General features: G+C 62.1%; 10 protein-coding genes. 8 read left to right on the top strand and 2 right to left on the bottom strand.

Features of this window, described 5'->3' with window-relative positions; translation table 11 throughout:
- Positions 1-4 precede the first annotated feature (4 nt).
- From HU762_RS17425 to HU762_RS17390, 8 genes are all read left to right on the top strand, one after another.
- Entirely contained in the window at positions 5-1234 is a 1230-nt protein-coding gene (locus HU762_RS17425; RefSeq protein ID WP_186639102.1) for an MFS transporter, read from the top strand.
- 105 nt (positions 1235-1339) lie between these two features.
- On the top strand, positions 1340-1855 hold the full coding sequence (locus HU762_RS17420) for a sigma-70 family RNA polymerase sigma factor (RefSeq protein ID WP_186639100.1): 516 nt from the start codon (positions 1340-1342) through the stop codon (positions 1853-1855).
- Positions 1856-2818 (top strand): FecR domain-containing protein, encoded by a 963-nt coding sequence (locus tag HU762_RS17415; RefSeq protein WP_186639098.1) that lies wholly within the window; start codon positions 1856-1858, stop codon positions 2816-2818.
- Positions 2819-2905: 87 nt separating this feature from the next.
- Positions 2906-5341: a TonB-dependent receptor gene (locus HU762_RS17410; protein ID WP_186639096.1), complete on the top strand. Its 2436-nt coding sequence runs from the start codon at positions 2906-2908 to the stop codon at positions 5339-5341.
- Between the two features lie 62 nt (positions 5342-5403).
- Positions 5404-6576: an ABC transporter substrate-binding protein gene (locus HU762_RS17405; protein WP_186639094.1), complete on the top strand. Its 1173-nt coding sequence runs from the start codon at positions 5404-5406 to the stop codon at positions 6574-6576.
- A complete protein-coding gene (locus HU762_RS17400; protein WP_186639093.1) occupies positions 6573-7631 on the top strand; it encodes an iron ABC transporter permease in 1059 nt (352 codons plus the stop codon). Before HU762_RS17405 ends, HU762_RS17400 begins: the two co-directional genes overlap by 4 nt.
- The gene (locus HU762_RS17395) at positions 7625-8380 is read left to right on the top strand and encodes an ABC transporter ATP-binding protein (RefSeq protein WP_186639091.1); all 756 of its coding nucleotides are present in this window, start codon (positions 7625-7627) and stop codon (positions 8378-8380) included. The genes HU762_RS17400 and HU762_RS17395 overlap by 7 nt, the downstream gene beginning before the upstream one ends.
- 115 nt (positions 8381-8495) lie before the next feature.
- Positions 8496-9275, top strand: a complete 780-nt coding sequence (locus tag HU762_RS17390) for a TSUP family transporter (protein WP_186639090.1) — start codon at positions 8496-8498, stop codon at positions 9273-9275.
- Here HU762_RS17390 and nudC read toward each other — a convergent pair.
- Together nudC and HU762_RS17380 are read right to left on the bottom strand one after the other, a co-directional pair.
- Positions 9243-10073 carry an NAD(+) diphosphatase gene (gene nudC / locus HU762_RS17385; RefSeq protein WP_186639088.1) on the bottom strand — a complete coding sequence of 277 codons (831 nt, stop codon included), beginning with the start codon at positions 10071-10073 and terminating at the stop codon, positions 9243-9245. The genes HU762_RS17390 and nudC overlap by 33 nt on opposite strands.
- A 6-nt stretch (positions 10074-10079) precedes the next feature.
- Positions 10080-10892, bottom strand: coding sequence for a crotonase/enoyl-CoA hydratase family protein (locus HU762_RS17380; RefSeq protein ID WP_186639087.1), 813 nt, complete (start codon positions 10890-10892; stop codon positions 10080-10082).

Genomic DNA, 10892 nt, shown 5'->3' with positions numbered 1-10892 from the left:
GCCCATGCCCCGTGTTGGTATCCCGAAGGGTTCCAGTGTCCGCCTGCTCGTCTTGCTGTTGTTTTCGATTCAACTGGTTTCCATGGGCGCCATGGAAATGAGTGGGCCGTTCTGGCCCGTTCATCTGCGGCAACTGACCAGCAACGATGCACTGTTCAGCTTCGCCAGCACGGCGGTGTACGTCGGTCCGATGCTGGGCATCATCCTGACCAGCGCCTTATGGGGCCGCGTCGGTGATCGCTACGGGCACAAGCTGATGATGATCCGTGCGCTGGCGGGCCTCTCATTGACCCAACTCGGGCTGGCGTTGACCAGCGATATCTGGATAATCCTCATCCTGCGTTTCCTGCAAGGTGCTTTCGCCGGTTATATCGCCCCGGCCCAGGCCTATGGGGTAAGCATCGAGGCACCGTCGCGACGGGCCAGGCTGTTTGCCATCCTGCAGATTTCCACGAATGTCGGCTCGTTGCTGGGGGCGGTGGTGGGCGGGCTGATTCTGGACCAGGCAACGTTTTTCTGGATCAACATCGTGGCCTCCGGCTTATGCGCCTTGTGCACGGTGGTGGCGGCATTGACATTGCCCTACGTGGCGCCGGTGATAAAGGTTTCTTCGGCAGACAATGAGACCGAGTCCTCGCGGCGCGGCCTGTTCAACCCCGCGACGGCTTGGTTGCTGGGCATCATGGGCCTCCTGCTGCTGGCCCGGATGCTGCCGCAGACGTCATTTTCCCTGTATGTGGCTTCAACCTTCGAGATCAGCAATGCCATGGTCGGGCTTTGCTACGGCTTGCTGGCCCTGGGGTTCATTCTTTGCGCGACGTCCTGGTCGCGCTACTTCGAACAGCGCAACCCGGCGCAAACGCTGCACGCCATGACCGGCATCGTGTTGAGTTGCATTGCTGTCACCGCCTTGGCCGGCCTGACTCGGCAGCCAATGATCTTCGCCCTCGCCTATTTCATCTGGGGCTTGCTGTTGGGCGCGACAACGCCCGTGCTGACGGCACTCATTTCCAAGAGTACCGACAACAGCCGTCAAGGCCAGGTGCTGGGTTTGTCCCAAGGCGTTTCGCAGACGGCGTCCATCATTGGGATTTCCCTTGGCGCCTTACTCAGCCAAGTCTATGGCCTGCAAAACATTTATCTCTACGTCTGCCTCGCCTATGCAGTGGCGCTGATGCCATTGATCCTGCTGCGCTACAAACCGCTCGGGATACTCGGCAAGGCCGGCGAGTAGCGCCAACGCACCCTAAATGCCCCCACCGGCAATATGACCTTGCGCGGCACTGAGCGCCTCCACTACCATTGGGAATAATTCTCACTATCAAAAAACACAACAGCCATGAACGATCCAGGGTCAGTGGTCAATGATTGTCACCTGCGCACCGTCGCAGACCTCTATAGCGGACACCATGGCTGGTTGTACGCCCGGCTTTACCGAAAACTGGGCAACGCGCTGGACGCCGCCGACCTGGCCCATGACACCTTCATTCGCATACTCGCCTCGAAGGTGGCGGTGATCGAAGAACCGCGGGCGTACCTGAGCTGTGTCGCCGGGGGCATCCTGGTCAACTGGTTCCAGCGCAAGGCACTCGAGCGTGCTTATCTCCAGGCGCTGGCTTCGTTGCCGGCGCCTGAAGTGCCTTCGCCCGAGCGACGCTTGCTGGTGCTTGAGGCGCTGTACGAGATCGACGCCATGCTCGATACCCTGCCGACTCAAGTAAAGCGGGCGTTCCTGCTCTCCCAACTCAACGGCCTGAAATATGACGACATCGCCACGCAACTCGGCGTTTCGCTGATCACCATCAAGCGCTACATGAAACAGGCTTTCCTGCACTGCCTGATGCTGGTGGACTGAATGCAACTTCACGACCAAGCGCTCGACCCGGCCATCCTCAGCGAAGCCGCCGACTGGCTGATGCGCCTGAGCGAAGGCAGCGTCAATGACGCCGAACGCCAGGAGTGGGAACGCTGGCGAGCCAGCAGCCCGGCACACGGCCAGGCCTGGGCCCGGGCCGAGCTACTGCTGTGCAAGCTGCAGGGCTTGCCCCCTGCGCTGGCGATGGCGGCACTGGACCGCCCCAGCAATCCCTCTCGCCGTGCCGCCATGGGTAAGCTGGCCACCCTGCTCGCCCTGGCTCCCTTGGCCTGGGGCAGTTGGAAGCTCAATGATTGGCAGCAGTGGACCGCTGATTATCGCGCCCCCGTGGGCGAGCGGCGCGACGTGACCTTGGCCGACGGTAGCCTCGTCACCTTGAACACCGATACCGCGATCGATGTGTATTTCGACGAGCGCCAGCGCCTGCTGCTGTTGCGCCGCGGCGAGGTACTCGTCCAGACCGCGGCGGATCCGTCACCGGTGGCGCGCCCCTTCCGAGTACAAACCAGCGAAGGCCGGATGCAGGCGCTCGGGACACGCTTCAGCGTCCGCGAAGAAGCCGGACACACGCGTCTCGCGGTATTGGAAGGCGCCGTGCGCATCGAAGTCAGGGGCATCGGTGAGCAAGTGGTCGAGGCTGGCCAAGCCAGCGGTTTTACCGCACGGGGCATCGATGGACTGAAACCTGTCGACAAGTCCTCGCTGGCCTGGGCCCGCGGCATGCTGATGGCCGACAACATGCGCCTGGGGGACTTCATCAACGAACTGAGCCGCTATCGCAACGGTGTCCTGCGCTGCGATCCGGCCATCGCCGGCTTGCGCATATCCGGTGCATTTCCTGTCAACGACACCCGCCGAACCCTGAAGATGCTCGCCCAGACCTACCCCATCAGCGTGACGTCCCGCCTCGGCGATTATTGGGTCATGTTGGCGCCGGCGTGAATCCGAAAAAATAATCGTGCGGGGATGATACTTTTTTCAATCCTGGCTGGCTTAGAGAACAAACCCTCTACACAGGATCCTCCCGCCATGCCCGTTGCCCGCTCCCTGCGTTCGGATCGCAAGCTGAATCTGGCGATTCGCAGTGCCATGCTCAGCGTCGCGCTTACCACCTTGAGTCCAGGTACCTGGGCGGCCCCGGGCGCGCCGCTGGACAGCGTTGCCAGCCAGTCCTACAACATCCAGCCCGGCCCCTTGGGGGCAACGCTTTCGGCGTTCGCCGTGCAGGCCGGTATCGCCTTGTCGTTCGAACCGTCACTCACACAAGGCTTGAACAGCCCCGGACTGTCCGGCCAGTTCACCGCCCGTGAAGCATTTGCCCGGCTGTTGACGGGCAGCGGCCTGGACCTGGTCGCACGCGACGATGGCAGCTACACCTTGCAAAAACGCGACGGCGACGGCGAGCTGACCTTGTCGCAAACCACGATCAATGCAGCCGAAGTACGCCCCGGGGATTTGCCGGCGGCCTACAGCGGCGGCCAAGTTGCCCGTGGCGGCCGGGCTGGCCTGCTGGGCAACAAAGACTTGATGGACACCCCCTTCAGCGTCAGCAACTACACCTCGACCTTGATGAAGGACCAGCAAGCCGTGACCGCTGCCGATGTATTGGAGCGTGACTCCTCGGTGCGATCGACCGGCCAGGCCGGCGGCATCGTCGATTCGTTTTTCATTCGCGGTTTCCCGGTGGGCGAAGGCAACCTGGGTGAGCTGGCATTTGATGGTGTGTATGGCGTGGCGCCGAACTACCGGGTCTTCACCGAATACGCCGAGCGCATTGAGGTCATCAAGGGTCCGGCTGCGCTGTTGTACGGCATGTCGCCCAACAGCGGCGTCGGTGGTGTGATCAACATCGTGCCCAAGCGCTCGTTGGATCAGGACCTGACCCGGGTGACGGCCAGCTACGCGATGGACACCCAGGCAGGCGGGCATGTCGACATCAGCCGGCGCTTCGGCGAGGAACGCCGCTTCGGTGTGCGCGTCAACGGCAGTCTGCAAGGTGGCGACACAGCGATTGACAAGCAATCGCGTGATGTCGGTATCGGCGCCATCTCCTTGGATTATCAGGGCGACCGTTTCAGGACCAGCCTGGACCTGATCAGCCAGGAAGAACAATGGGACGCCCCGTCCCGGCCATTCGCTATCGCGAACGGTGTCGAGGTGCCTTCGGCGGCCAACGGGCGCAGTAACGTGACCCAGGACTGGGGCTGGTCCGAAACCCGCGACAAATCGGCGCTGCTCAGTGGCGAATATGACCTGAGCGACAACCTGACGGTATTCGGCCACGCCGGGGGTGGCAAGTCCGATGTGGCGCGGCTATCGGACCAGCTGCCGACGATTCTGAACGACGCCGGGGACACGCGCTCGACTCCGGGTTATTACAAGTTCGAAGTCGAGCGCTACACCGTAGACGCCGGCGCCCGGGCTCGGTTCGAGACCGGTCCGGTCAGCCACAGCGCTACTCTTCAGGCCAGCCGCTATCGCGATGAACTGCGCCGCGGAATCAATTCTGGCGCCCCGGTCTTTTCGAATATCTATCACCCGGTCGAGCGCGACAAACCGTCCATCGCATCCCCCGATGTGGCGAAGGTGTCAGACACCGAACTGTCCGGCGTGGCCTTGGCCGATACATTGTCGATCCTGGATGAGCGCGCTCAAGTGACGCTTGGCCTGCGCAAACAGAGCATCAAATCGACCAATTACAACACTTTCGGAAACGTCACCAGCGCCTACGACGAAAGCGAAATCACGCCGCTGTTCGGCGCGGTGATCAAGCCATGGGAACATGTCTCGTTCTACTACAACTACATCGAAGGCCTGAGCAAGGGCGACACCGCGCCGGCCAATGCGAGCAACTCCGGGGAAACATTCAAGCCGTACATCTCTCGCCAGCAGGAAGTCGGGGTCAAGGTCGACTACGGCACTTTCACCTCGACCCTTGCGCTGTTCCAGATCAAGAAGCCTGCCGGCGAGTTGACCAACGGCACCGCAGGTAACGTGTACTCCGTGCAGGGCGAACAACGCAACCGCGGTATCGAACTGAACATGTTCGGCGAACTGCGCGAAGGCACGCGCCTGTTGGGCGGCGTCACTTTGCTCGACGGCGAACTCACCAAAAGCGGCACCGCCGCCAATCGCGGCAACAAACCAGTGGGGGTGCCTGAAGTGCAGGCCAACCTCTGGGCCGAATGGGACACCCCGTGGGTACAAGGCGTGACGCTGACCGGCGGGGCAATCTATACCGGCAGCCAGTACGTCAATCAGGCCAATACCCAAGAACTCGATCCGTGGACGCGCTTCGATGCCGGCGCCCGCTACAGCACCGTGCTCGATGGCCGGCCTACAACGTTGCGCGCCACGGTGCAGAACGTGTTCGATCGCGAGTATTGGTCCGGCGTCGCCTCCTACGGCGCGTTCTCCCAAGGCGCGCCGCGCACCCTCTTGCTCTCGGCGACAGTCGACTTCTAATTGCACTTCGCCCCGGCAGCGCGTGCACCGCTGCAGGGGCTGGTACTGACAAGGTTCAAACAATGCTGATTCCACCCCTGACGCGTTCATCGCTCACCGCCTGGCTGCTGGGTGCCGCAACCCTGCTGCTGAGCGGTTCTGCTTTTTCAGACACCCCGCCCGCCACCAAAACCACCGTCACCGACTTGCTCGGCCGCCAGGTCCAGGTGCGAATTCCGGTACGCCGGGTGATTCTCGGCGAAGGCCGCCAGTTGTATCTGGTGGCGGCATTGGACACCGACAACCCGATCCGCCGCATCGTCGGCTGGCGCAAGGATCTGATCCAGTCCGATCCGGATACCTACGACGCCTACCTGCGGCGCTATCCGGCGATTGCCAAGGTCCCGACCTTCGGCGGTTTCGAAGACGGTACCTTCGACATCGAGCAAGCGATCAGCCAGCAACCGGATGTGATCGTCCTCAACATCGAAGCCCAACACGCCACCGAGGACGCTCGCTACATCGAGAAGCTCGATGCGCTTGGCATCCCGGTGGTCTACGTGGACTTTCGCAATAACCCGATGCAGAACACCGAGCCGACCATGCGCCTGTTCGGCCAGTTGTTCGGCGAAGAGACCCGCGCCGAGGCATTCATCGCCTATCGCAACCAGCAGATCCGTCGCGTCACCGATGTGATCCAGGCCCGCCAGCCGCCCCGACCCAAGGTGTTCATCGAGCGTATCGGCGGCTACACCGACGATTGCTGCCTGAGTTTCGGCAATGAAAACTTCGGTCGCTTCGTCGAGCTGGCCGGTGGGCGCAACATTGCCGGCTCGATAATTCCCAACACCTTCGGCCAGTTGAACGCTGAGCAAGTGATCGTCGCCAACCCGGAACAGGTGGTGGTCACCAGTGCCAACTGGGAGGCCTTTGCCCCAGGCGGGCGCTGGGTCGGCGTGGGGCCGGGGGCCGATCTGGCCGAGGCCCGGCGCAAATTGCAGTGGTACACCCAACGCCCTGCCTACGCCGGGATCAAGGCCCAGCAAACCCAGGAATTCCATGCCATCTGGCACCAGTTCTATAACAGCCCCTATCAGTTCATCGCCATCCAGCAACTGGCCAAATGGTTCCACCCGGAGCTGTTCACCGACCTGGACCCCGACGCTACGTTTCGCGAATTCCATGAGCGTTTCCTGCCAGTGCCCTATGAGCCGGGCTACTTCGTCAGCCTCAAGCCAACGCAGGCCCAACCATGAATGGCCGCATCGATGATATCGCCTTGGGCACGATTTACCGCGAGCAAGTCTGGCGTAAACGCTTGATCCTGATCGGCCTGGCCGTGTTACTGCTGTGTAGCGTGCTGCTGGACCTGGCCCTTGGCCCCGCCAGCTACAGCCTGGATGAAGTGCTGGGCGCGCTGTTCTCTCCTGATGCCGCGGCGCCCCAGGTGCGCGTGGTGATGTGGGAAATACGCCTGCCGGTGGCGCTGATGGCGGTGGCCGTGGGGGCCGCATTGTCCCTGGCCGGCGCGCAGATGCAGACCATCCTCAACAATCCGCTGGCGAGCCCGTTCACCTTGGGCATCTCTGCGGCGGCCAGCTTCGGCGCGGCCTTGGGGCTGGCATTCGGCGTGGCCCTGGTGCCGGTGATCGCCCAGTACATGGTGCCGCTCAATGCCTTTGTCATGGCGATGCTTTCGGCCCTGCTGATTCACGTTCTCAGCCTGCGCCGGGGCATGACCAGCGAAACCATCGTGCTGTTGGGCATCGCCCTGGTGTTCACCTTCAACGCGCTGTTGGCACTGGTGCAGTTTTTCGCCACCGAGCAGGCCGTGGCTGCGGTGGTGTTCTGGACCATGGGCAGCCTGACCAAGGCCACTTGGCCGAAACTCGGCGTGGTCTGCCTGGTCATCCTGGTCACCTTGCCGATCTTTGCCCGCCGCGCCTGGGCGATGACCGCCCTGCGCCTGGGGGATGAAAAAGCTGCGAGCTTCGGCGTCAACGTGCGCAAGTTGCGCTTGCAGACGCTGGTCATGGTCAGCCTGCTGGCGTCGTTTCCCGTGGCTTTTGTCGGCACCATCGGCTTCATCGGTCTCGTGGGTCCGCACATTGCGCGAATGCTGATCGGCGAAGACCAGCGCTTCTTTCTCCCGGCCTCACTGCTGACAGGGGCCTTGATCCTGTCGGCCAGTTCGGTGGTCAGCAAGACCCTGATACCTGGAGCGATTTTCCCCATCGGCGTGGTCACGTCGCTGATCGGCGTGCCGTTTTTCATCTCACTCATACTCGGCGGCAGGAAACAGTCATGGTGACGATCGAGCTGGAAGACGTCGGTGCTCGTTATGGTCGCCGATCGATACTCGAGGGGATCAGTACCCCGCTGCTCAGCGGTGGCGAGGTCGTGGCCGTGGTAGGCCCCAACGCGGCAGGGAAATCCACATTATTCAAACGCATCGCCGGCCTGATCGAAGGCCCGGGCCGGGTTCGCCTGGAAGGTTCGCGCAGGGGCCAGGCCGGTATCTGCTACATGCCGCAGAACCTCAATACCAGCGCGCGACTGACCGTGTATGAATCGGTGCTGCTGGCGCGCAAGCAACAGGCGCCCGGCTGGGCCGTGCAAGCCGATGAGCTGGAAGTCGTCGACCGTATCCTCGAATCCCTGGGCATCGGCGACCTGTCATTTCGTAATCTCGGCGAACTGAGCGGCGGGCAACAGCAATTGGTGTCCATCGCGCAGACGCTGGTGCGCGAACCCGAAGTCCTGCTGATGGATGAGCCTACCAGCGCCCTGGACATGCACCGCCAAGTCCAAGTCTTGAGTTTCATGCGCGCCCTCGCCCGCCAGCACTCGATTCTCCTGTTCATCGCCATTCATGACCTGAACCAGGCGTTGCGCTTCGCCGACCAGGTGCTGGTCATCGCCCATGGAACCCTGCGAGGCTGCGGTCGAAGTGAGGATGTGATTACGGAGCAAATGTTGCGTGAGGTGTATCGGGTCCAGGCTCGGATCGAGCGGTGCTCCCGGGATGAGCGGCACATCATTGTCGATGACGTGGTTTGAAGGGCTGCTCGCCACTGGAATAAGTAAGGTCTTGCAGGTCGCGGGCCGGCGTCGTTATGGGTAACATAACGGCCTTCCCGCAGCCTTTCTGCGACCTGCCCAATAAGCCCATTCCATGCCTTTTGAACTCAGTGTAGACCTCTCCACCCTCGCTATCCTGGCCGTTGTCGCGTTCATTGCCGGTTTCATCGACGCCATTGCCGGCGGTGGCGGCCTGCTCACCACACCTGCCCTGTTGACCGCCGGCCTGCCGCCGCACCTGGTCCTGGGCACCAATAAGCTGAGTTCGACCTTTGGCTCGGCCACGGCCAGCTTTACCTTCTACAGGCGCAAGTTGTTTCATCCACGGCAGTGGACTCACGCGATTGTCGGCACGCTGGTCGGTGCGCTGGCCGGCGCGATCGTCGCCCATTACCTGCCCGCCGAATGGCTGAACAAGATGCTGCCGGTGATTGTCTTTGCCTGCGGCTTGTACCTGCTGTTCGGCGGCACACCCAAGGCGCCGCTGGACAGTGACGCGCCGATCAAGAAGACCTGGCAGTCGCCCCAAGGCTTCACACTGGGTTTCTATGACGGCGTAGCCGGCCCGGGAACCGGCGCGTTCTGGACCGTCAGCAGCCTGCTGCTCTACCCCATCGACCTGGTCAAGGCCAGCGGCGTGGCCCGCAGCATGAACTTTGTCAGCAACATCGCGGCACTGTCGGTGTTCATCTTTTCGGGCCAGGTGGATTGGATCATCGGCCTGAGCATGGGCCTGTCGGTGATGGTCGGTGCCTTCTTCGGCGCGCGCACCGCCATCAGCGGCGGCGCGAAGTTCATCCGCCCGGTGTTCATCACCGTGGTGCTGGGCCTGACCGTGCGTCTAGCCTGGCAACACTGGTTCAGCGTGGCCTAGCCGGCGAGCCACATAGAGGTCGATCAGGTAGCGGGCAATGGAACGCGAGGCCGGCAGTGGCGGCAGGTCGTGAACGTTGAACCATTGGGCGTCCTCGATTTCGTCTTCCTGGGGCACGATGTCGCCCCCGGCGTACTCGGCATGGAAACCCAGCATCATCGAATGAGGGAACGGCCAGCACTGGCTACCCATGTATTGGATGTTCTTCACCTCAAGGCTGACTTCTTCGCGGACCTCGCGCACCAGGCAATCCTCGACCGACTCACCCGGTTCGGCAAACCCCGCCAAGGTGCTGTAGACACCGCTGACGAAACGAGGCGAACGGGCCAGCAGCACTTCATCGCCACGGGTGATCAACACGATCATGCTGGGTGAGATGCGCGGGTAGTGCCGCAGGTCGCACGCCTGACAATGCATCGCCCGCTCCCGCGGAACCTGGCTCATGCGCTGCCCGCAACTGCCACAAAAGCGATGTTCCCGGGCCCAAGTGCCAACTTGCGCCGCATAGCCCAGCACCTTGAACAGCGTGTGGTCGTCCTCGAGCATGAACGCCCGCAGGCCTTTCCAGTTGCAGCCGGGAATGTCCAAGGGGCTGTGCAGTTCCAGCAGGTAGACCGGTTCGCCATCCAGGTGACCGATGCCATGTTCGGCGAGGATCGACAGGTCCTGGCGCTTGAGCCAGTCGCGGGGAAACAACGCGCCGTTGTCATCGTACAAAAAACCTTCCGGGCTGCGAGCCACGGCCCAGCCGCCGGGAAGGTCGGTGTCGAGTACTGCGGTGGTCCAGCGTGAAATCATGATCGATCAATCCAGAAATTCAGGTTTCTGTTTGCTCATATGGGCGGCCATGGCCACGCGCAGGTCGTTGGATTGCAGCATGGCGGCGTTCCACGTGGCGACGTATTCCAGCCCGTCGTCGATGCGGTGATCGCGCATGTAGCTGATCATTTCCTTGGTGCCGGTGATAGCGATCGGCGACTTGGCGGCAATTTCCCGGGCAAGGCCCATCACCCCGTCGAGCAGGCTGGCGGTATCACTGTAGACACGATTGACCAGGCCAATGTCCCGCGCTTCGTCGGCGCCAAAGGTACGTCCCGTATAAGCGAGTTCACGCAGCATGCCGTCCCCGATGATCCGCGGCAAGCGTTGCAATGTGCCAACATCGGCGGCCATGCCGATGTCGATTTCCTTGATGGAGAATTGCGCGTCCTGCGCGGCGTAGCGCATGTCGCAGGCGGAAATCAGGTCGATGGCCCCGCCCAGGCAATAGCCCTGGACCGCCGCGAGTACCGGTTTGCGGCAATTGTCCACGGCGTTGAACGAGGCCTGAAGTTGCAGGATCTTGCGCCGCAGCACGCGAGCGTTGCGGCCAACGTCCTTGCCCAGTTCGTTAGCCACTCCAGCCAACATCATCAGGTCGATGCCGGACGAAAAGTGCTTGCCCGCACCGCTCAGGACCACCACCCGCACTTCGTCGGTATCGTCGACCCACTGGAAGATGTCGATGATCTCAGTCCAGAACGCAGCGTTCATCGCGTTGATCTTGTCCGGGCGATTGATCTGCACATGGGCGATGTTGTCTGCAAGTTCGACGTTGAACGCTTGGTATTGCGACAT

Origin of the sequence: Pseudomonas sp. SWRI92, assembly GCF_014268685.1 — a bacterium.
In the GTDB taxonomy this organism is placed as follows: Bacteria; Pseudomonadota; Gammaproteobacteria; order Pseudomonadales; family Pseudomonadaceae; genus Aquipseudomonas; species Aquipseudomonas marvdashtae.
The sequence above is the reverse complement of the archived record's forward strand: the minus strand, read 5'-3'. Positions and strand labels throughout refer to the sequence as shown.

Coding starts and splice junctions, on each gene's coding strand:
- HU762_RS17420 (WP_186639100.1), top strand. CDS start 1,340: ATGAACGATCCAGGGTCAGTGGTCAATGATTGTCACCTGCGCACCGTC.
- HU762_RS17425 (WP_186639102.1), top strand. CDS start 5: ATGCCCCGTGTTGGTATCCCGAAGGGTTCCAGTGTCCGCCTGCTCGTC.
- HU762_RS17415 (WP_186639098.1), top strand. CDS start 1,856: ATGCAACTTCACGACCAAGCGCTCGACCCGGCCATCCTCAGCGAAGCC.
- HU762_RS17405 (WP_186639094.1), top strand. CDS start 5,404: ATGCTGATTCCACCCCTGACGCGTTCATCGCTCACCGCCTGGCTGCTG.
- HU762_RS17410 (WP_186639096.1), top strand. CDS start 2,906: ATGCCCGTTGCCCGCTCCCTGCGTTCGGATCGCAAGCTGAATCTGGCG.
- HU762_RS17390 (WP_186639090.1), top strand. CDS start 8,496: ATGCCTTTTGAACTCAGTGTAGACCTCTCCACCCTCGCTATCCTGGCC.
- HU762_RS17395 (WP_186639091.1), top strand. CDS start 7,625: ATGGTGACGATCGAGCTGGAAGACGTCGGTGCTCGTTATGGTCGCCGA.
- nudC (WP_186639088.1), bottom strand. CDS start 10,073: ATGATTTCACGCTGGACCACCGCAGTACTCGACACCGACCTTCCCGGC.
- HU762_RS17380 (WP_186639087.1), bottom strand. CDS start 10,892: ATGTCGCAATACCAAGCGTTCAACGTCGAACTTGCAGACAACATCGCC.
- HU762_RS17400 (WP_186639093.1), top strand. CDS start 6,573: ATGAATGGCCGCATCGATGATATCGCCTTGGGCACGATTTACCGCGAG.